The sequence below is a fragment of the Mesorhizobium sp. DxT genome (assembly GCF_058448885.1).
In genome coordinates this window covers 50,475-71,304 of record NZ_JBZFLJ010000002.1, presented here as the reverse complement: position 1 = coordinate 71,304, position 20,830 = coordinate 50,475, and the positions used below count along the sequence as shown (strand labels likewise).

Genomic DNA, 20,830 nt, shown 5'->3' with positions numbered 1-20,830 from the left:
AGAGAGCATGGATACGTCGAGACATCCGGATGCCAACTCGTCAGCCGCCCCGGCGGCTGACGATCTCATAGTCGTCCCAAGGCGGCAGTACGGCATCTGGATAGGCACGGCCGTCACCTTGCTGGTGGCGTTCTTCATCGTTCAGGCATTCGTCCAGAATCCGGCGTTCGCCTGGGATACGGCCGGGCGTTACCTGTTTCACCCCCAGATCATGCGCGGGCTTGGCAATACCCTGATCCTCACGGTCATCATCATGGCCCTGGCGATCGTAGTCGGAACGATCATTGCGATAATGCGCGTGTCGCGCAGCCCCATCCTGCGGGCTTTCGCGAGCGCCTATGTCTGGTTCTTCCGCGGCGTTCCGGCGCTGATCCAGCTGATTTTCTGGTTCAACCTCGCGCTGCTGGTGCGCGAGTTTTCTCTCACCCTGCCGTTTGTCGGCACCGTCTTCTCCATCCGCACGAACGATTTCATGACGCCGTTCTTCTCGGCGGTCGTGGCATTGGCTTTATGCGAAGCCGGCTATATGGCCGAGATCATCCGCGCAGGCATCAAGTCCGTGCCGCCCGGCCAGTCAGAGGCGGCGAGCGCGCTGGGCATGCCCTACCGCATGATCCTCAAGCGCATCGTCCTGCCGCAGGCCATGCGGTTCGTCGTGCCGCCAACAGGCAACGAAGCCATCAATTTGCTCAAGATGACGTCGCTGGTCACGTTCATCGCGGTCGACGACCTGTTCTATTCGGCGCAAGCCATCTACGCGCGCACGTTCGAGACCATCCCGCTGCTGATCGTCGTCGCGTTCTGGTACCTGACGGTCGTCAGCATCATGTCGGTCGGGCAATACATGCTCGAAAGCCATTTCGGGCGCAGCGACGGAACAGGTTTCTCGGTCGGCAGGATCCTGCGAAATGCCATCGGGCTACGCGGAGCGACATCATGACGATAGATCCCCGCAGCCGTTTCGGCGCGCCGGAAGACGCCATGGTTTTCGCGCGCAGCGTTCGAAAGTCCTTCGGCCCGCTCGAAGTGCTCAAAGGCGTCGACATCGTCGTGCCCACCGGGACCGTGGCCTGCATCATCGGCCCGTCGGGATCGGGGAAAAGCACGTTCCTGCGTTGCATCAACCATCTTGAAAAGCTGACCGGCGGCATCCTGCTGGTCGACGGCGAATTCGTTGGCTACGAACTTCGCCAGGACAAGCTCTATGAGTTGAAGGATGTCGATCTGTGCAAGCAGCGCGCCGAGATCGGCATGCTGTTCCAGAATTTCAATCTGTTCTCGCACATGACCGTTCTGGAAAACATCGTCGAGGCGCCGATGCGCGTGCGCCGAACGCCGACCGCCGGAGCTCGCCAGGATGCGGTGAGACTGCTCGAGCGCGTCGGGCTCGTCGACAAGATCAATAGCTATCCTCGCGAATTGTCCGGCGGGCAGCAGCAGCGCGTGGCGATCGCGCGCGCCATGGCGATGAAGCCAAAGGTCCTGCTCTTCGACGAGCCGACATCGGCTCTCGATCCCGAACTGGTTGGCGAAGTGCTGCAGGTCATGCGGGATTTGGCCCAGACAGGCATGACGATGGTCGTCGTCACGCACGAGATCGGCTTCGCGCGCGAGGTGGGCGACCAGCTGCTTTTCATGGACGAAGGTGTCGTGGTCGAGCGTGGCGATCCGCGCGAGATGATCGCCAATCCCAAATCGCCTCGCACGGCGGAATTTCTTTCGCGCGTGCTGTGACCTTTGCCGACGCAACACGAGTTAGCGCGCCGACCGAGTCCGAACACATCCTCGTGCCGCGGCGTGCACGGAAACCAGCATTCAAGGCGTGGCGAGCTGATCTGTAGCTCCTGCCGCGCTCCAGAAGGAGCATGTCATGTCGTCCAAAAAGCTCGACTTCGCCAGCCAGGCGGTCTTCTACGAGCCGGAACCCGAGTCCCAGTCGATCAGCTATCCGATCTATATGTCGGCCAATTTCCAGTACGGCGGCGACATCTACGACCAGATCGTGGCCGGTGCCCGCAAGGAAGTAAATATCTACAGCCGCTGCGGAAATCCCACCGAATACAAGTTCGAGGAGCATGTTGCGCGCCTCACCGGTGCTGACGGTTGCCTCGCAACAGCCTCGGGCATGGCAGCCATATCCCACGCGCTGTTCGGCATCCTGAAGGCGGGCGACCACATCGTCACCGACATCACCACCTATTCCAGCACCCACGAGTTCTTCGATCACCGCATCGGGGATTTCGGCATCACCGTCAGCTTCGTGGATACGACGGATCCGGTCCAGGTCGAACGCGCCTTCAACGACCGAACGAAGGTGCTCTATTTCGAGGCGCTGGCGAACCCAACCATGAAGGTGCCGCCGATGAAGGCGCTCGTCGAGCTGGCGCATCAGCGCGGCATCGTGGTTATGTGCGACAACACCTTCGCAAGCCCAGCAGTCTGCCAGCCTCACGCGTTCGGCGTCGACGTGGTTGTCGAAAGCGCCACCAAGTTCATCGGCGGGCACAACGATGCGGTTGGCGGCGTGATCACCCAGCGATCGGATCTGCTGCCCGCAGACTGGCTGGAAGATGTCCGATGGAACACGCTGAACAAGCTGGGCGGTGCGTTGTCGCCCTTCAACGCCTGGCTTCTGCTCCGCGGCGCGCAGACGCTCGCGCTGCGAGTGGAAAAGCAATGCGTCAACGCAGCAGCGCTGGCACGCTATCTGGAAACCCACCCCAAGGTGAAGCGGGTCTTCTATCCGGGTCTTGAATCACACCCCAATCACGAGAACGCCAAGGCGCAACTTCGCAACTTCGGCGCCATGCTCTCTTTCCAGGTGGAGAACGAAGACTATGGCGTCCACGTGTTGAAGCGGCTGCAGCTATGCTGTTTCGCCGCAAGCCTAGGCGGCTTGCGCACCACCACGCAGCTCCCCGGCACCATGGCTTTCCTCGACATTCCTTCGCAGGAACGCGAGGCGATGGGAATCGTCGATGGACTGATCCGCTTCTCGGTCGGCATCGAACATATCGACGACATCATCGCCGATGTCGCCCAAGCCCTGGAGTAGGCGCGGGTGTGGGCTGGGAAGGGCTATGTTGGCCTTGTAGCCCATCTTGCCGAGCATAGGCCGTTCCTCGGCGCGATAGTGAAAATATTTCATAAAATCCGCTAACCTACTGCAGAAGAAGCATGGGGATACTTCCAACGGGTTAGGGATATAACAAATGGAGATTGTCGGATATGCGATGTGGATCGCATCTCTTTGCATGAATTAGCGTGTTTGCTAAAGTTGTCGCTTGCTGATTGGGAGCGCCATGCAAGACAATCAGGGTGTCGATCGCGTAATACTGTCAATCTACGATGCTGCCGTCGAGCCAGACCGCTGGCCGGAGGTGCTGGATCGCATAGCCAAGCTTGCAGATGCCCGCGGCGCATTCATATTCGATATCGACACGTCACCGCGCGAAGGGCCACGTGTTGGCGCCACCTATCACACCACGAATTATGAACGCCCGCTCATCGAAGCCTATCTGAAGGCGCACAATGAAGAAGAGTTGCGCGATCAGGCTACGTTTGCGGCGTTTTCGCGGAGTGGAGACCAGGTGGAACTCGTGCCCGACACAGTTCTTGCCCCCTCGCGGCAGGAACTGATGCAGCACGCCAATGCGCAGACCATGGCGAGCTACGGGATCCACCACCGCGCCGGCGCGCTTTTGAACAAGGACCACTATTATTCGGATCGCTTCGCGGTGCAGTTTTCCCAACGCGCCGGCCCGCCAAGCGGCGATCGACTGCGTGCACTTCACGCGGTGATGCCGCATATAGCCAAGGCACTCAATGTCGGGCGCCATACGAGCCGGCAGTTCACGGCGCGCCACGCCATACTCGACGTCTTCGATCTCTTGAGGATCGGCATCTGCATCGTCACTGCTTCGGGCGAGGTGGTGATGGCCAACAAGGAGTTCGAGCGGCAACTCGACGACGTCGGCGCTTTCCGGGTCGATCACACGAAGCGTCTGGTGGCCCGCAACGAGAGCGTTCGACTGGAACTAAGCAACCTATTCGCAAGTGCGGGCAATCACGGCAAGTTCGGGGCCCGACCGCGCAAGGAGGCCATCCTGCATCCGCTTGAGCAGGAAGGCATGGCGCTGTGCCTGGAAGTCACCCCGCTGTTCATGCCGGATATGCTGGGCGAGAGGGCTTTCAGCGGGTTCGCCCTTTTCAGCCTGGATACAAGCCAGACCTACAACATCGATACCAGCTTCCTGGCGCAGGCGTTTTCGCTGACGAAGTCGGAGGAAGCGATCCTGTCGATGTTGGCCGAAGGACTGACCAACGCGCAGATATCCGAGCGGCGCGACCGCTCGCTGGAGACTGTCAGCAGCCAGGTCAAGACGGTGCTGGCCAAGACGATGTCGCAGAACCGGACGCAACTGATCCGGCTTGCGACGGAATTCAATCCGCGGATGTTTGTCGACCAGACCGTCCCCCATACGGGTGATGAGGAGCAAGTGCACACGAAATAGGCTTCGGATCGGAGGGCCTGATATGGCTAGGTTCAGCAAGCTGCATAAATGGATGTGTTTCGCCGCCATGGCGGTTGCGCCGGCTGGCAGCGCCGGTGCCCAGGACGCGGTCTTTACCCAAGACGGCCCTGAAAAATTCCTGTGGCGCTCGGAAGTACTCAACCGCGACGATGTTCAGACCGAACTCGGCGATCTTTATGTGACGTTGCAGACCAACGGCGCGTTGACGACCAAACAGGTGAGCATCGAAAAGGGCGAAACGCCGACCGATGTGATGATCCGCAACGGTGTGTGGCCGCACTGGTTGAAAAACAGGATGCCGCTCAGCGTCGACGCGATGCTGTGCGATCTCAATCCTGATATCTGCCGGTCAGATCGCAAGGGTGGCAGCGACTGGACGCGCGCCTGGCCAGGACGCACGCTCAACCTGCCGGACGTTTCGCTTGAGCTGTCCTACAAGGTCGGTGTCCGGAACACGGCCGAACTGACAGCTGGGCGGTCCGATGTCGAAGTCGTCGAGACGTCCGATCTTTCCGCTCTGTGGTGCCGGCGCGCTGGCCCGCAGCATGAGCTCTGCAAGGACAACGAAATCTCGGGAGGCTGGACCCAGGAAGCGCCTGCGATCTACCAGTATGTCTACGACAGCAACGTGGACGTGGAGCGGTTTGCCAAGGTAGCAAGCCCATCCGCGTTGAAGGAGCTGGGCGCGAGCGAATCCCCGGTGAAAATGGTTGCGGTCCCGGTCGTGGAAGCAAGGGTAGGCACCGGAGCGGCGTCGAAAGGTGAGTTCTCGCGCGTTATCCAGGATCTGTCGAATAACGTACTTGTTGACCAGAAACTGAGGCTGCAATCGTTTTTCGAGACGAACGCCAAGCGGTTCAGACCGATGGGGTTCGTGGACGAGAACGGCAAGCCGAGCCGGCCGTGGCGGGAAGGCGAAAACCTATCGCCCGTGAAGGTCGCGCATATAGATGCCGCAGCTGAGTTGACGCACTGCTCATTCGGCCAGGGCGTGGCGCTCAAGCGCTGGAACTTCGAAACGCAGGAACTCGAAGACGTTGAACGGCCGGCGCAAATTGTTGCCGCTGCCGGTGGTGCGACTGACGCCGGTCCGGCTTGCGGTTTGCTCAACAGCACGCCTCTTGTCGAGAAGAGCCATGGCACCCATACGCTCGGGTTGCTTGTCGACCTGTTGACCCTCGGCGGCAACATCCAGACGCCCGCTGCCGCCGGCGAACCACCGATCACCATATACCACGTCCCCATCGGCCTCTCGCAGGCAAACCAGATCGGCATGGAGGCGCTGGAAGAGGTTGTGCAGCTCCTACCGTGGTGGGACGTCAAGGTCGTCAACATGAGCATTGCCTGGAACAAGGCTGACAGCAGGCCGATCGAGGATGCGATCGTGAGGCTGCCCAACACGATCTTCGTCGCGGCCGCCGGCAATCACGATGAGACGAGCGGATGCAGCGTCAGCCCAGCATGCATCGAGAGCAGCAACGTCATTTCAGTGATCGGCCTCGACCTGGACGACAACAACAAGCTCAAGATTCTGAAGGACAGCAACTACGGCTCCCGCTACCACGATATCGGCGCTATCGGCGCAAATCTGGTCTCGTCGGTGGACGGGGGAATGATTGGTCCCCTTTCCGGAACCTCCCAGGCTGCACCTCTGGTGTCGGCCGCAATTGGCCACCTGATCCGGCGCGGAAAGACTGGCATCGAGGATATCTATCAACGGATCATGACGACGGCGGTTCTCGACAGCAAGCTGCTGGAGGCCTCGAAGGCAACGATGATCGATATGCGGCGGGCGATGGATTTCGACGTCGACTTCCTCGAACTGAACAACGGCTGCAAGATGCGCGGCGAGTTCAGGGGCTTCGTCACCGTTGGCGACATTGTCGCTGCAGACGTCGAATCGGGTGGCCATTTTTATCTGAGCGAGCCGGACCTGCGGCGCGTGTTCTACAACGAGCGCGAGGACTGGCACCTGATGATGCATGTGCGCAGACATGAGTTCCTGCGGCGTGCTTACCAGATCGAACCGGATCATCTGCAGCGGGAATTCCGGTTCCTGCCCGCAACGCTGGAAAACTGCGGGGACCAGGAGGCGGATGCCGTCGCTAGGTTCAAGCTTGCCGATGTCCACGACCTGATGTTGGCCTCGCGCTGAGGAAGAAGACGAATGCGCCTGCTCGTCGCCATCTGTTTCACCTTCGCCACGCTCGGCCCAGCGTTGGCGCAAGAGGAGCCGCCGCCGCTTTCAGTTCCGCATACAGAGGGTGTCGTGGAACAGATTGCCGCATCCTTCCCGCCGCCTCCGGACGAGAGCGGCGGCGGCACCACCGGCCCCGCACAGTGGGCGCAATCCTTCCTGCGCGCGGGCGCCGCGCTCATGCAGCTTCATTTTTCCGACATCAGTTTTGATCCGGACGAGTATTTCGAGATCGAGATCGTCAACCGCAACGGTGAGGTCGTCCAGAAGCTGACAAATGAGACACTGTCCGGTGTCGACGCGATCTGGACGAATATCGGATGGGGCCAGTCGCTGGGCGTTTCGGTCTATGGCAATCGGGGCGGCACGCTCGCCTTCACCATCGACGCCGTGAGCTTCGACAAGCGTGGGCCGGTGCTGGAATCGATCATCGGCGAGGACGAGCGCGAGCACCTCTATCGGTACGAAGGACAGTTCCTGCCGGTTGTCGACCGCGTGCAGGGTGCGGTGGCGAAACTCTCGATGATCAAGACCGAAGGCGGGCGGCAAATTCGCGAGGTCTGTTCGGGGTTCCTCATCGGCGACGACATGCTGGTGACCAACGAGCACTGCGTGGCGGATCAGCCGACATGCCTGGCCACCAAGGTCATATTCGGCTTCGTCTACAACAATATCGGCCAGACGCCCGGTCTCGAGCAGTATGACTGCCAATCGGTGCTAGCCGTCGACGTTCCGCTGGATATTGCGGTGCTGAGGATCGCGGAGAAGCCGGGCCTGCGCTGGGGCACGCTGGCACTCGCCGACGAGGATGTGCTTGCGGACCAGCAGCTTTTTGTCCTGCAGCATCCGTTGGGCGAGGCCAAGCAGATTTCGGAAGTGGGTTGCGCTGTGTTCGAGGCGGTTTCGCCCGGCCGCTCGGGCCAGACCGACTTTGCCCATTTGTGCGACACGCTGGGCGGTTCGTCGGGTTCTCCGGTTTTCAACGCCGCCGGCGAGGTTGCGGGTCTTCATCATTGGGGGCGGTCGATCGTGGGCCGCTACAACGGATCGAACCGGGCGGTTCGCGTCGGGCTGATCAACGAGTTTCTGGCAGACCATGTCGTCAATGCGGGGGAGCAGGCAAATGACGGGCAGCAGGCAGTGGATCAATAACTGGCGGGGGCTGACGATCTTTGCCGTCGCCTTTCTGGCGGGTGGGCTTGGTGGCGGCAAGATCGAAATGGCGGCGCAGGCACAAGAAACCTGCGCCGCCGGTCTCGTCTGTCTGGATCAAGGCTGGAGCGAGCGCGATCGCACAAAGTGGTACAGAACCAGCCAGGGCTCACGGTTGCTTCCTCTGAGCTGGGCGCTGGCACTGGAGGAGGCGGGGCGGGAAAGTCCGTTCTTCGCCGACGAGAACATGCGAGCGCTGGGTTACCTGCCTGCGCAGACGAGCGCCGCCAACCCGCACGGCCTGCCGATCGGCTTCGTGGTCGACGAGGAGAATTCGAACCGCGCAGACATCATGTGCGAAACGTTCCCAGAAACCTGCAACGGTTTCCTGATGCGCAAGCCATGGCTCGGAATGACGTGTTCGGCATGCCATACCAACGACATAGAGTATGACGGCTCGCGCATCCGCATCGAAGGTGCGCCGACGCTTGCCGATTTCCAGAGCTTTCTGGAGCGTATCCTGGCCGCGCTCGAATCCACCGCGGCGGACGAGGCCAAGTTCGACCGCTTCGCGCGCTCCGTGCTCGGTGCCGAGCTCAGCGTGCCGACACGCGTCGCGCTGCGCGCCCAACTCGTCGAACAGATCGCCTGGCAGACACGGTTGATCGATGCCAACCATACCGACCTGCGCTATGGTTACGGCCGCCTCGATGCACAGGGTCATATCCTCAACAAGGTGGCCGCCGTGGGTGGCGGTGCACCCATGTCGGGACCGCTCGCCTCAGATGCGCCGGCAAGCTATCCGCACATCTGGAACACCGCGCAGCAGGACAAGATCCAGTGGAACGGGATCGCGCGCAACATCCTGAACATTCCGCTTTTCGGCAAGAACACGGACATCGGCGCGCTGGTGCGGAATACCTCCGAAGTTATCGGCGTCTTCGCCCACATCGAGATCAGCCCCCGCTGGATGACGACACTGCTTGGCTACAAATCCAGCCTCCGTGTCGAGAAGATGGTGGATTTGGAACAGCAGCTTGCCCGGCTGAAGTCGCCGCGCTGGCCCGAGGACGTGCTGCCGCCGATCGACTGGGATAGCGCGGAGCGCGGCCGCGCACATTTCGAGAGCGAGTGCGCCAAGTGCCACTCCGATCTCGCCTGGGACGACCTGGCCACTCCCATCAAGGTGCCGATGCAGCCGATTCGGGAAGGCCGAACCGACATCTTCCTGGCTTGCAACACGTTCCTTCACTGGTCGAATGCCGGGAAATATCAGGGCCGGCGCCCGTTCGTGGTGACGGGCGACAGGATTGAGACTGAAGATTTCACTCGCGACATGCTCACGAACGCTGCCGTGGGCGCCGTGATCGGACGCTCCGACGAGCTGGTCGGAAGCCTGTTCGACGACATTTTCCGCCGTGGCGGATCCCCGGAATCCCGTGAATCGGGCGCTGACTTCGACTATCTTCCCGGCGTGACCGATCCCGTAAAGAAGGAGATTGCGCAGGCCTGTCTGACTTCACAGGACGCCGGCCTGCCGGGAGACGAGAGCATCCTCGCCTACAAGGCACGGCCGCTCAACGGCATCTGGGCTACTGCGCCCTATCTGCACAACGGCTCGGTGCCAACGCTCTATGACCTGCTGCTGCCGTCGCCGCTGCGGGTCGTCGTGCCCGCCGGCGAGACGCTTGCTGCACCAGGGCCTGGTAATCGCCCCGCATCCTTCCATGTCGGCAGCCGCGTCTTCGATCCGACCAAGGTGGGCTTCTCGACACAACCGGCCGAGCTGCTCGTGCGCAGCGATGGCGAGGTGGTCAAGAGCTTCGAATTCAGGGTCTACGACAGCGCCGGTGCGCCGATTCCCGGCAACTACAATTCCGGTCACGAATACGGCACAGGCGCTCTGAGCGACGAGCAACGCTGGGAACTGGTGGAGTATCTGAAGACGCTCTGACACGCCTGCCGAACGCGCTTCCGCAGCTTGCGATGGTCAAACGGAGCCCGCGCCCGGCGACCGTGGGTCACCGGTCGTTGGCGGGTGCGAACTCCTCGCGGATCGCGGCGCTGTCGGCGCCAAGCCCCGGCACGCGATGCCCGGCATGGCGTTCGCCGTCTCTGACTACCGCAGGTGCGGGTATCGTCTGCGGCCCGGTTTCAGTGTCGATGTCCGTCTGGGTCAGGTGTGGGTGGGTCAGGAGATCGCCGATGCCGTTGACGTCGGCAAAGGCAGTGTCCGTCTCGACGAGCAATCTGACCGCCTCATCGTGATCCAGTGCAGCGAAGCGCTTGGCCACCGCCGCATCAACCGCCGCGCGATTCTGGACCCGTGCATTGTTGGTGGAAAAGTCCGGATCAGCGGCGATGTCCGGGCGCGCAAGCACGTCGCGCGCGAAGATCGCCCATTCGCGGTCGTTCTGGATCGAGACTAGGACTTCTCGCCCGTCGCGGGTGCTGAATACGCCGTAGGGCGATATCGATGGATGGGCCAGCCCGATGCGCCGCGGTGGTGTGCCAGCGCGTGCGTGCAGGAACGGCACCGCAAGCCAATCGGCGATGACGTCGAACATCGAAATTCGGATGTCCGCCCCCCTGCCGGTACGATCGCGCTGAAGCAGGGCCTCCAGGATCGCGGCATGAGCGGTTGCGCCGGTCGCGATGTCGACCAGAGAGATACCCACGCGCGCCGCTGATTCCGGCCCGCCGGTGATGCTGCACAGACCGCTGTCGGCCTGGATGAGAAGGTCGTAGGCCTTGCGTCCGGAATAGAGACCTGTGTCGCCGTAGCCACTGATCGAGCAGCAGACCAGCCCCGGGTTTCGCGCGAGCAGCGCTTGTGGACCCAGTCCCATGCGATCGAGGGAGCCGGGCTTCAGGTTCTGGACGATTACGTCGGCCCGCTCGATCATGCGCAGGAGCAGCTCACGATCGCCAGCGTCCTTGAGGTCGAGGACCACCGATTCCTTGCCACGATTGAGCCAGACGAAATAGCTCGACAAACCGTTGGCGGCGTTGTCGTAGCCGCGTGCGAAATCGCCTTCGGGGCGCTCGACCTTGATGACGCGGGCGCCCGCGTCGGCCAACCGCGACGTACAGAAGGGGGCTGCCACCGCCTGTTCGATTGTAATGACGAGCTTACCTTCCAGAGCGGTCATGCTGGCACCGTTGGCAGTTCGCCGGCATCGGACGAAAGCGTCGCGGTCGCCGTCATGGTGGTCCGGCTCGAAGCATCCGCGACCCACAGCTCGAGCGGGGAGCCGCGGCCGGTGTTGACGGTGAAGGATTGGCCGTCGAAGAGCGGTGAAACGCCCCGGAAGGCGAAGCTGGCGGGATAGGCGCCGCCATTCTCCTGCCTTGCCAGTTTGAGAAGCAGGGTCGCCTGCAACGGGCCGTGCACGATCAATCCCGGGTAGCCTTCCACGTTTGCGCAATAGTCGCGATCGTAGTGGATGCGGTGGCCGTTGAAGGTCGCAGCCGAGTAGCGCATCAACAGCACCGGATCGGCCGTGACGCTGATGCGGCGGGCGGCCTCTCGCGTCTGCGGTGCGGGCGCCTTCGATGCACCTGGCGCGCTTTCCACCTGGCGATAGACGATGTCGTGGCGCTCGCTCAATGCGAGGCCGCGCGGCGTTTCGTATCGGTGCGAGACCTGCACGAAACAGAGCGAGCCGGAGCGTCCGTGCTTCACCGACACGTCGTCGATGCGCGAGATGCGCGTCACGCGGTCGCCTACGCGGAACGCGCTGCTAAACCGAAGCTCGCCGCCCGCCCACATGCGGCGGGGAAAGGGAACCGGCGGCAGGAAGTCACCGCGCGCGGGATGGCCATCCGGACCCAGCCCCGACATCGGCGCGATGTCGGGGCATAGGCACCAGTGGATGCCGATGGGCGCCAGAGCGCCGTTGGTGAAATCCACCCTTTCGTCGAGGATGGTGGCGAGACTGGCGGCGAGACGCGGCGTGATTGTGTCTTCGAGCGTCCGCTCCCTGCCGATCCAGCCGCGCAGATGTTCGATGTCGATGTCTTCGGTGCTCATCAATACGACCGTGGCATGCCGAGGACATGCTCGGCAATGTAACTCAGGATCAGATTGGTCGAGATCGGCGCTACCTGATAGAGGCGCGTTTCGCGGAACTTGCGCTCCACGTCGTATTCCTCCGCGAAGCCGAAGCCGCCATAGGTCTGCACGCATGCTTCGGCGGCCGCCCAGGACGCCTCGGCGGCGAGCATCTTGGCGATGTTGGCTTCCTCGCCGCATTGTTCGCCGGCCTCGTAGAGGTGAGCTGCGTGATACACCATCAGCTCGGCGGCGCGCATCTGGGCGTGTGCCCTTGCAATCGGGAACTGAATGCCCTGGTTCTGGCCGATCGGCCGGCCAAAGACGGCGCGGTCGCAGGCATAACCTCGGGCCTTGTCGATGAACCACTTGGCATCGCCGATGCACTCGGCGCCGATCAGGATGCGCTCCGCGTTCATGCCCGACAGGATATAGCGGAACCCCTTGCCTTCCTCGCCGACGAGGTTGCGGGCAGGCACGCGCACATTCTCGAAGAAAACCTCGGTGGTGGCGTGGTTCATCATTGTGCGGATGGGACGGATCGTCAGGCCTGCTGTCTTCGCCTCGTTCATGTCGAGGATGAACACCGAAAGCCCGTCGGTCTTCTTGGCGACCTGGTCGCGCGGCGTCGTCCTGGCCAGAAGCAGCATGAGGTCGGAATGTTCCGCGCGGGACGTCCAGATCTTCTGGCCATTGATGACATATTCGTCGCCTTCGCGCCGCGCCGTCGTGCGTAGTGACGTGGTGTCGGTGCCGCTGGTCGGTTCGGTGACGCCGAAGGCCTGCAGGCGCAGTTCGCCGCTGGCGATGCGTGGCAGGTATTCCCGCTTCTGCTCTTCCGAGCCGTGCCGCAGGATCGCACCCATGATATACATCTGCGCATGGCAAGCGCCGCCATTGCCGCCGGCCCGCTGAATTTCCTCCAGGATCGCGGCTGCTCCAGACAGTGGCAGCCCCGCACCGCCATATTCCTCCGGGATCAGCGCGGCGAGATAACCCGCCTGCGTGAGCGCCTGGACGAACTCACTCGGATAGGCGTGCTCGCGATCGAGCTTCTGCCAGTATTCACCGGGAAATTCGGCGCAGAGCTTGGCGACTTCCTCGCGGACCTCGCGGTAATCGGTGGGGATGTTCATTTGACTGTTTGTCCTCGTGCCACCGCCCGCGCTGCATTCGCGAGCGGCCGCGATTTCGCTGGCGATGTTAGATTGGCTCCGGCATATCGGCCAATAGGGATTGCATGTGCTGACATAATAGAGAAGCCATATCTTGCACGGATTTGCTGTGCTGGAATACCTGCCTCTCGCGAGAACACTGCAAAGAGCGCCGCCGCGCCTGGTGATTGCCCGGCACCTTCCCTTTCGGCACTCGCGTTTTCGATCCGACCAAGGCCGACTTCGTGACGCAACCTAAAAATCTGATGAAGTCATCTTTGCTGTTTTCGACCATTCAAGGTAAAGTGTTGAGGTGGGGGAAACGGAGGAAGTATTATGAAGAAAATCCTCATTCTTTCCGCTGTCACGCTTGCGATAGCGGGATGTCAGACCGACCCTCAACCGATGAATTCGCCCATCGTTTCGTCCGCTCAGGGCGTGCCTTCGGATATCGCCGATCTTGTCGATGCGCGTGCGGCCGGGGGCGAGACGCAGCTTATGGCGCGTGGCTACACTCTGGCGCGGACTGCCGGTCTGACCGCATACTGGTGGAACGCCGGCAGCGGCACATGTGCCGCCGTTGTTACAGGGCAGGGGCGCTACCAGAGTATTCGCAGCGTGAGCGCTTCGGAGTGTGGGGCATCAACAACGGCTGCTGTGGTTGGCGGGCCGACAGATATCGCCGACCTCGTCGGTGCGCGTGGCTCTAGTGGCGAGATGCAGCTCATGGCGCGCGGCTACACGCTGGCCCGCACGGCCGGTTTGACTGCCTACTGGTGGAATGCGGGCACCGGTGTGTGTGCGCAGGTCGTGACGGGCGATGGACGCTATCAGAGCGTTGACGCAGCCAGTCGAAGCGATTGCGGCAGATAAATATCACCGCCGCTACAGGCGAAGTGGAGTATTCCCGTGAGAACCATGTCCAACCTTCTCATCCTGGTGGCGGCGATGCTCTTTTCGCTACCTGCAATTGCGCAAGATGTCCGCGAAGAACGTGTGTCGTTCCTGCCCGGACGATCTGGGGCCGATATCAGGGGATCGATCCGCGGCTACGAGATCGTCGACTATCTGATTGATGCGCGGGCGGGTCAGACGATCGAGATTTCGCTGAAGACGTCGAACCTGTCGAGCTACTTCAACCTTCTGCAGGGAAGCGATCCCACGGCAATCTATGTCGGATCCACGGAAGGCAACGACTATACCGGCGTTCTCCCCGACGACGCCGATTATCGTATCCGCGTCTACCTGATGCGCAACGCGGCGCGGCGTGACGAGACGGCAGACTATACGCTCTCCGTCGCCATTACCGGCGGAAAGGCCACTTCACCTTCACCCGACTACGCTGACGGGCTGGCTGGAGGTCCGGACTTCTGGCAGGTCAGGGGTGTTCCCGCCGGCGACACACTGAACGTGCGTTCGGGGGCGGGCACATCAAACCGTGTCGTGGGTGCGCTGGCCAATGGCGACCGTGTCCGCAATCTCGGCTGCGAGATGGCTGGAACAGCCCGCTGGTGCCGGATTGAAGCCGCTTCGGGGCAGGCGCTGACCGGTTGGGTGAGCGGCCGCTACCTCGTGGAAGCAGGCGCTGAGCCGAACAATGGTATCAATTCTCAAGCCACTGGACAGATTCCCTGCTCACCCTTGGCCGGGCAACCAACCACGAACTGCGCTTTCCGCGTCACGCGCGGAGGCAACGGCAACGCGGCAGTGTGGATCGAGCTGCCAGCAGGTGGCGAACGCTATGTCGAGTTTGTCGATGGCAGGCCTGAGACCACCGGTGCGGGAATGCAGATCTCGTTCGAGAAGATTTCCGACCTTTACCTCATCCGCATCGATGGTTCGGAACGCTACGAGATACCGGAGGCCGTCGTCTACGGCGGCTGATATATAAGCGTGTGTTGCCGCCGCGAACGGCGCCTACCTCAACCTCGTATCGAATACTGCGGCCGGTCCGGACCTAGGACATGATGACGAAGTCCTTTGCCGAACGCGTATCGGGATGAAGCGGCGCTTCGGTCAGGATCATCGTGGTTCCCGGGTGCATATGTTTCTGCACCCGGAGAAGAAAAGCGTTATCGGCGCGCAGCCTGTCAACGGCTCTCACCTGTCCGCCGAGCGGTCTTCCCTGCGCCTCGTGCGTGATCGCTATCCACTGCATACCCTTGGCAGCCTCGTTGGACTGTTGCAATATATAGACGTGGTTTCCCAGTGGCCCTTGCCCGTCGATTATGAGCGACGTTTCGGCGACGACCTCCGAATTCTCGACAAGCATGATACGCCGGTCGCTCGACGAGGCGATCACCGAGGTGATCGGATTGGTAGCGAGATCGATCCAGTCGTGCGGCTTCGACTTCCCTTTAAGGGACGCTACAACGCCATCGAATTCATGCTCGGCACGAGCGCCGAGCACCATGCCCGGATGGATCAGCTCTTCCGGGTCCGAATGAGCACCTGCGATGATGACGGGTGTTCCCAGATGTGTGATGTCGAAGAGCCGTTCGGAAAACTCCAGCGGCAGACGAACACAGCCGTGAGATGCCGGGTATCCCGGCAGGTTTCCTGCATGCAAAGCAATGCCGGACCAGGTTAGCCGGTTCATGTTCGGCATGGGCGCGTCATTGTAGGTGCTTGAATGGTGGTGTTTGTCCTTTTGCAGAACCACGAAAACGCCGGTGGGCGTGGCATGTCCCGGCTTTCCGCTTGAACAGGTCGAAACGGCGATACGGATTCCGTTCCTGTAAACATGGACGAGTTGCTCGGTAAGCGAGACAACAACAGCGACGGGCCCGGTACGCTGACGTTCTGGATGCCAGGTGAATTCACCCGGCCTCAGTTCACCGATTTCCTTTAGCACTTCGCGTGCAACTGCATCGGAGTAGAAAACACCGGCTACCGCGCCGATGGCTCCAACGAGCAGTTGTCGACGGTTTGGCTGATGCTGCCGATATATCATCATTTCACGCCTCCAAGATCAGCGTGTCAGTGATTTCCGAATTAACTATCTTCGAGTATTTGAATGACGCCGACAATGAAGCATTTTCTATCAAACAGGAAGTGTTTTCCTGCTCGATAAATGGCAGATGACATGTTTTTATCGTCACATACCTTTGCGGTCGAGTGCTTCAAGCATCCCCAGATCGTGGATCGCGAGTTCGGCCCGGCTGCGCGCGAGAGGGACGAAGGTTGCTGCAAGTCCGCTCGGTCTCAGGGTGCAGATCGTGAAACCGGCGCCATCAACGACACGCAGGCCGGCGATGTAGGTCGTGTCGACAGCGTTATGGAGGCCGGTTCCGATGACGATTGGCACGCCATGCCAGTGGATCACGCTGTCATGATGCACGTGGCCTGACAGTATTGCGGCGACCCGGCCGCCGCCCACGATTTCCGCAAGCCGGGCACTGCTTGCGGCATCGAGGCTGTGCCAACCGGCGTCGCCGTCTTGAAGATGTGGCGGATGGTGGCACACGACCACCTTCGCGATGTCCGGTTCGCGCTTCAGCGCGGCTTCAAGAAACGCGAACTGGTCGTCGCCCAGCGCTCCCGAAATGCGGCCGGGAATGCTGGAATCGAGTACGATCACATGCACGCCGGCGATGACAGTGTCGTGGAAGTAGGGCGCATCCGGGTCACCCGGTTGTGCGAGCATGACGGACCGGAAGCCCGGCCGCGTATCGTGATTGCCGAGCGCCATGACCATCGGTTGCGACAGCGGTCCCAGCAATTTGGCCAGCTTGCGATAGGCATCAGGCTCGCCATGGTTGGTGAGGTCGCCGGCGATGACGATGAACGCAGGCTTCTTCGCAAGTTTGTCGATACAGGCAACAACCTCTTCAAGCGTCCGGCTCGTGTCGGTCAACAAGCCTGCTTCCGCCAAAGGCCGATGCGAGACGTGAAGATCGGAGAGCAGCAAGAAGTCCACACGATCGGTCATATCAATCCTTTCGTCGGAACGGTTGAAAGCCGCGTTTGCACGCTCAGGTCGGATCAGCCGACGATTGCCATGCCGCTACGCTGCGCGCAGCCTCGTCGGCGATGCGGTGCAGCGAGAAGCCTGGCTTGAACAGAGAGGAGCCGAGGCCGAAGCCGGTGGCTCCCACTCGCCGCCAGGCGGCGAAGTCGTCTGGGCCAATTCCTCCGACAGGGTACATGTCAGCGCCTGCGGGCAGCACCGCACGTAAGGCGGAAAGCCCCTCGGGCCGCATGACATTGGCCGGAAAAATCTTCAAAGCGGTCGCTCCGGATCTCAGGGCCGAGAAGCATTCGCTTGCCGTGAACACGCCGGGAAAGGAGCCAAGGCCCAGTGCGCGGGTGCGCTCTATGATTGCCGGCTCGCAGTTGGGCGAGACCACGAAGCTGGCCCCTGCATCGGCGACGGACTGTACCTCGTCGAGCGTCAGCACGGTTCCCGCCCCGATTTCCGCGACTACCGAGAAGGCTTTCGACATGGTGTTGATCGAACGCAGCGCATCGGGCGAATTGAGTGGCACCTCAATGCGCGTGATGCCGGCGCCGATCAGCACCTCGGCAATATCGCGGGCTTCGTCGGGCAGGATGCCCCGCAGGATCGCAATCAGCGGCAATGTCAATTCGTCTTCTCCACAATCATGAGGTCATGAGCCATTTGCAGGCCTGCGCGCGCCAGCCCTTCCCCGTCCAGCCGCCGCGCCTCGCCCCCGTTAAGCCGGATCGCGCGTTCATAAAGGCTGGACAGCGTGTGCGAACCGACGATGGCCGGCCGGGCGGTGCGGACTTCTTCGCCGAGCGCGGCAATCTCAAGTCCGATCAGCAGCCCGGACAGGCGGGCGCGAGCGACATCCGGTGCGGTTCCCTCGAGCAGCGATGCGGCGCGGATCGAAAACAGGGCGGCTGAAAGTGCCGCTGGGTCTGCGGCTGCCTGTAGCACGGCCGCGTCGAAAGCTTCATCGTCGAACGCCGAGGCGTCGCCCAGCGCGTGACGCAGGACCGATTGCCTTGCGATTATGTCGAACAGCTCGCCGGTCATGAATGTGCGAAAGCGTTCGATCTCTCCGCCGTGGGCGAACGCCCACTTGTTGTGCGTTCCTGGCAGGCAGACCAGGCCCTCGAAATCCGGGTCCATGGCAAGAAGGCCGGCGATCTGAGTTTCTTCGCCACGCATCACATCTGCTGGGTTCGCCTGGCTCAGTCCGTGGATGATGGTGACCGTAATGCGATCGTCCTCACAGCCGACGGGTATCATGGCGTTGCGCACCAAGGGCGCGCAGGGCACGGCGACGTATGGTGCCTCCTGCCACCCCTGACGCGCGCCGACCATGCCGCAGGCAATGACGGGCAACGGTGTCGTTCTGCTCGCGGCGAGCCATCTTTCTATGACACTCAGCAGCGCCGGCTCGAACCCGTCGCGTGTGAGGCTCGCCATACCGATCGGGGCGGCGGCAGTGGCGACGACTTCGCTGCCCCGCATGGCCCAGGCCCGCAGGTTGGTGGTGCCCCAATCGACGCCAATCCAGTCGATATATGCGGCTTCATTCATGATGCTTTTCCCCTCCACCGCGTGTCGTTCGGCCACTCGCGGTAGCGGATGACGCAATGCCAGAGAGCGGTACGGGTTTCAATCGACCTGTTTACTCATCGGCCTCAGGGTTGTTTTTCGGGCTCGATGCTCTCGAGGTATTTCAGGAAGCTGCGACCGCCTTCGACTAGGTCGTCGCGGAACGCATCGGCCAACGCTTCCGAATCCCGGTTCCGCAACGCGGCAATCACATTCAGATGCTGGTGTGGTCCGTCGTACCTCGGGTGGCCGAACGGGTATAGGAAGTTGAGCAGTGGCCCGATCTGCACCCACAGCCGCTCAAGAATCTCGATGAGTTGAGGCATCTCCGATCTACGATAGACGGAGAAGTGGAACTCGTAGTTCGCCAGCAGCGCGGTTGGATAGTCCTTCTCCAGTTCGGCGCGGATCAAGGTCTCATGAATCTGTTCGAGTTCGGCGATGAAGGCATCGTCCACGTTCGGCAGGGCCTTTAATGCCGCGTGGGGCTCGAGAAGCAGCCTGATCTCGCGGAGTTCCAGGTATTCGCGCAAGGTCAGCCGGCGCACGCGAATGTAGTAACCCGGCTTCATTTCCAGCGCGCCGTCGCGCACTAGCTGAAGCAGCGCCTCGCGCACCGGCGTCTCGCTTGTTCCAAGGCTCTGCGCCATGTCGCGTATCTTCAACCGGTCACCCGGCTGAAGGCGCGCGGCCATGAGCTGATACTTCAATTGGGCGTATATCTGAGCGGAGAGGCTCTTCGACTGAATGTCCGGTGGGCCTTGCATGTAATCGTCAAACTCCAGTGCGGAACGCCCGCATTCCAATCGTACCTACCATTGGGGGTTTTGGCAGGTCCAGCATCTTGGTCGAGTCATCACGGCGAACGCTTGCCATCAGGAGATACATGATATATCAAATTTATGAGCAATGCGATGCGGGCAGGAAACATGGATCAGCAATCTATCGATGCGGCACTCAGGGCGCGCGCGGCCAAGGTCATCCCAGGCGGGATGTGGGGACACCAGAATGCCACCCGTGTGCCGGTCGGTTATCCGCAGTATTTTTCGCGCGGCGAGGGCTGCCGCATCTGGGACGCGGATGGCCGCAGCTATATCGACTACATGTGCGCCTGGGGGCCGATGATCCTCGGCTATGGCGATCCCGATGTCGAGGAAGCCGCGGCGCGCCAGCGGGCGCAGGGCGACGGGCTCAATGGGCCGACACCGCGGCTGGTCGAACTCGCCGAACTCATGGTCGATACGGTCGCGCATGCCGACTGGGCGATGTTCTCGAAGAACGGCACGGACGCCACCACGGCCTGCGTGACGATTGCCCGGGCCGGAACCGGACGGCGCAAGGTGTTGGTGGCGCGCGGCGCCTATCACGGTGCGATTCCGTGGTGCACGCCATCTGTGGCCGGCGTCACCGAAGAGGATCGCGCTCATCTGGTCTATTACGACTATAACGACGCGGCCAGCCTGGAGGAGGCGGCAGCCTCGGTGAAGGGCGATCTCGCAGCCATCATAGTATCCGCCTTCAAACACGATCTCGGCAAGGACCACGTGCTGCCCGAGCGCGCATTCGCGCAGGCCGCGCGCAGGGTCGCGGACGAGGCCGACGCCGCGCTGATCGTGGACGACGTTCGCGCGGGTTTCCGGCTCGACATGGGCGGTAGCTGGGAACTGGTCGGCGTGAAGCCCGATCTCTCGGCATGGAGCAAAGCTATCGCCAATGGCCGCGCGCTTGCTGCGGTTACCGGCAATGACCGCTTCCGCGAAGGCGCGAAGTCGATTTTCACGACCGGCTCATTCTGGACAGCGGGCGTTTCGATGGCAGCCTCGATCGCCACCATCTCCAAACTGCGGGACACCAATGCGGTTGGCCTGATGAGCGCGTCGGGCGAGCGCCTTCGTGCGGGGCTGCAGGCACAGGCACGGAAATACGGCCTGGCGCTGCGGCAGAGCGGGCCAGCGCAGATGCCGGTTTTCCTGTTCGACGGCGACGAGGATCGCAGTCTCGGCAGCCGGTTCTGCCTCGAAGCGCTCAATCGCGGCGTCTACTTCCATCCGACGCACACGATGTTCCTGTCGGCGGCCCACACCAGCGAGATCATCGACGAGACGCTGGAGATCACCGAGGAGGCATTCAAGGCCGTTGCGCACGTTCACGAGGAGTTGGCAGCGAAAGCTGGTTGACCGAATTTGCGTTAGATATATCATGTATCTT

At 61.7% G+C, this 20,830-nt stretch carries 18 protein-coding genes; 10 read left to right on the top strand and 8 right to left on the bottom strand.

What is annotated here, in order from left to right:
• The first annotated feature begins 7 nt into the window (after nucleotides 1-7).
• From ACVJNE_RS04365 to ACVJNE_RS04335, 7 genes are all read left to right on the top strand, one after another.
• On the top strand, nucleotides 8-940 hold the full coding sequence (locus ACVJNE_RS04365; RefSeq protein ID WP_444725985.1) for an amino acid ABC transporter permease: 933 nt from the start codon (nucleotides 8-10) through the stop codon (nucleotides 938-940).
• Complete coding sequence (locus ACVJNE_RS04360; protein ID WP_499563341.1) at nucleotides 937-1,734, top strand: amino acid ABC transporter ATP-binding protein; 798 nt, start codon at nucleotides 937-939, stop codon at nucleotides 1,732-1,734. The genes ACVJNE_RS04365 and ACVJNE_RS04360 overlap by 4 nt, the downstream gene beginning before the upstream one ends.
• 136 nt (nucleotides 1,735-1,870) lie before the next feature.
• Nucleotides 1,871-3,055, top strand: coding sequence for a trans-sulfuration enzyme family protein (locus ACVJNE_RS04355; RefSeq protein ID WP_499563339.1), 1,185 nt, complete (start codon nucleotides 1,871-1,873; stop codon nucleotides 3,053-3,055).
• A gap of 247 nt (nucleotides 3,056-3,302) precedes the next feature.
• A complete protein-coding gene (locus tag ACVJNE_RS04350) occupies nucleotides 3,303-4,514 on the top strand; it encodes a helix-turn-helix transcriptional regulator (protein ID WP_499563337.1) in 1,212 nt (403 codons plus the stop codon).
• Between the two features lie 22 nt (nucleotides 4,515-4,536).
• A complete protein-coding gene (locus tag ACVJNE_RS04345) occupies nucleotides 4,537-6,690 on the top strand; it encodes a S8 family peptidase (RefSeq protein ID WP_499563335.1) in 2,154 nt (717 codons plus the stop codon).
• A 12-nt stretch (nucleotides 6,691-6,702) separates the two neighbouring features.
• Nucleotides 6,703-7,884: a trypsin-like serine peptidase gene (locus tag ACVJNE_RS04340; protein ID WP_499563333.1), complete on the top strand. Its 1,182-nt coding sequence runs from the start codon at nucleotides 6,703-6,705 to the stop codon at nucleotides 7,882-7,884.
• The gene (locus ACVJNE_RS04335; protein WP_499563331.1) at nucleotides 7,856-9,838 is read left to right on the top strand and encodes a di-heme-cytochrome C peroxidase; all 1,983 of its coding nucleotides are present in this window, start codon (nucleotides 7,856-7,858) and stop codon (nucleotides 9,836-9,838) included. Before ACVJNE_RS04340 ends, ACVJNE_RS04335 begins: the two co-directional genes overlap by 29 nt.
• A 67-nt stretch (nucleotides 9,839-9,905) precedes the next feature.
• Here the strand turns inward: ACVJNE_RS04335 and ACVJNE_RS04330 are convergent, their stop codons facing one another.
• The 3 genes from ACVJNE_RS04330 to ACVJNE_RS04320 are packed head-to-tail and all read right to left on the bottom strand — an operon-like array spanning nucleotide 9,906 to nucleotide 13,074.
• Entirely contained in the window at nucleotides 9,906-11,036 is a 1,131-nt protein-coding gene (locus ACVJNE_RS04330; RefSeq protein WP_499563329.1) for a CaiB/BaiF CoA transferase family protein, read from the bottom strand.
• Nucleotides 11,033-11,917: an HTD2 family dehydratase gene (locus ACVJNE_RS04325; protein WP_499563327.1), complete on the bottom strand. Its 885-nt coding sequence runs from the start codon at nucleotides 11,915-11,917 to the stop codon at nucleotides 11,033-11,035. Before ACVJNE_RS04325 ends, ACVJNE_RS04330 begins: the two co-directional genes overlap by 4 nt.
• Nucleotides 11,917-13,074 carry an acyl-CoA dehydrogenase family protein gene (locus tag ACVJNE_RS04320; protein ID WP_499563325.1) on the bottom strand — a complete coding sequence of 386 codons (1,158 nt, stop codon included), beginning with the start codon at nucleotides 13,072-13,074 and terminating at the stop codon, nucleotides 11,917-11,919. Before ACVJNE_RS04320 ends, ACVJNE_RS04325 begins: the two co-directional genes overlap by 1 nt.
• Before the next feature lie 354 nt (nucleotides 13,075-13,428).
• Here ACVJNE_RS04320 and ACVJNE_RS04315 point away from each other — a divergent pair, with 354 nt between their 5' ends.
• Together ACVJNE_RS04315 and ACVJNE_RS04310 are read left to right on the top strand one after the other, a co-directional pair.
• Nucleotides 13,429-13,965: a hypothetical protein gene (locus ACVJNE_RS04315; protein ID WP_499563323.1), complete on the top strand. Its 537-nt coding sequence runs from the start codon at nucleotides 13,429-13,431 to the stop codon at nucleotides 13,963-13,965.
• 45 nt (nucleotides 13,966-14,010) lie between these two features.
• Nucleotides 14,011-14,976, top strand: a complete 966-nt coding sequence (locus ACVJNE_RS04310; protein WP_499563321.1) for an SH3 domain-containing protein — start codon at nucleotides 14,011-14,013, stop codon at nucleotides 14,974-14,976.
• Between the two features lie 73 nt (nucleotides 14,977-15,049).
• Here the strand turns inward: ACVJNE_RS04310 and ACVJNE_RS04305 are convergent, their stop codons facing one another.
• The 5 genes from ACVJNE_RS04305 to ACVJNE_RS04285 all read right to left on the bottom strand — a co-directional run bounded on the left by ACVJNE_RS04305 (nucleotide 15,050) and on the right by ACVJNE_RS04285 (nucleotide 19,389).
• A complete protein-coding gene (locus ACVJNE_RS04305) occupies nucleotides 15,050-16,048 on the bottom strand; it encodes a L,D-transpeptidase (protein WP_499563320.1) in 999 nt (332 codons plus the stop codon).
• A 141-nt stretch (nucleotides 16,049-16,189) separates the two neighbouring features.
• Nucleotides 16,190-17,023, bottom strand: a complete 834-nt coding sequence (locus ACVJNE_RS04300; protein ID WP_499563318.1) for a metallophosphoesterase — start codon at nucleotides 17,021-17,023, stop codon at nucleotides 16,190-16,192.
• A gap of 43 nt (nucleotides 17,024-17,066) precedes the next feature.
• Nucleotides 17,067-17,678, bottom strand: a complete 612-nt coding sequence (locus ACVJNE_RS04295; protein ID WP_499563316.1) for a 2-dehydro-3-deoxy-6-phosphogalactonate aldolase — start codon at nucleotides 17,676-17,678, stop codon at nucleotides 17,067-17,069.
• On the bottom strand, nucleotides 17,675-18,604 hold the full coding sequence (locus ACVJNE_RS04290) for a 2-dehydro-3-deoxygalactonokinase (protein ID WP_499563314.1): 930 nt from the start codon (nucleotides 18,602-18,604) through the stop codon (nucleotides 17,675-17,677). The genes ACVJNE_RS04295 and ACVJNE_RS04290 overlap by 4 nt, the downstream gene beginning before the upstream one ends.
• Nucleotides 18,605-18,708: 104 nt before the next feature.
• The gene (locus tag ACVJNE_RS04285; protein ID WP_499563312.1) at nucleotides 18,709-19,389 is read right to left on the bottom strand and encodes a GntR family transcriptional regulator; all 681 of its coding nucleotides are present in this window, start codon (nucleotides 19,387-19,389) and stop codon (nucleotides 18,709-18,711) included.
• Between the two features lie 147 nt (nucleotides 19,390-19,536).
• On the opposite strand from ACVJNE_RS04285, the gene ACVJNE_RS04280 reads away from it, so the two are divergent.
• Nucleotides 19,537-20,799 carry an aminotransferase class III-fold pyridoxal phosphate-dependent enzyme gene (locus tag ACVJNE_RS04280; RefSeq protein ID WP_499563310.1) on the top strand — a complete coding sequence of 421 codons (1,263 nt, stop codon included), beginning with the start codon at nucleotides 19,537-19,539 and terminating at the stop codon, nucleotides 20,797-20,799.
• The last annotated feature ends 31 nt before the right edge of the window (nucleotides 20,800-20,830 follow it).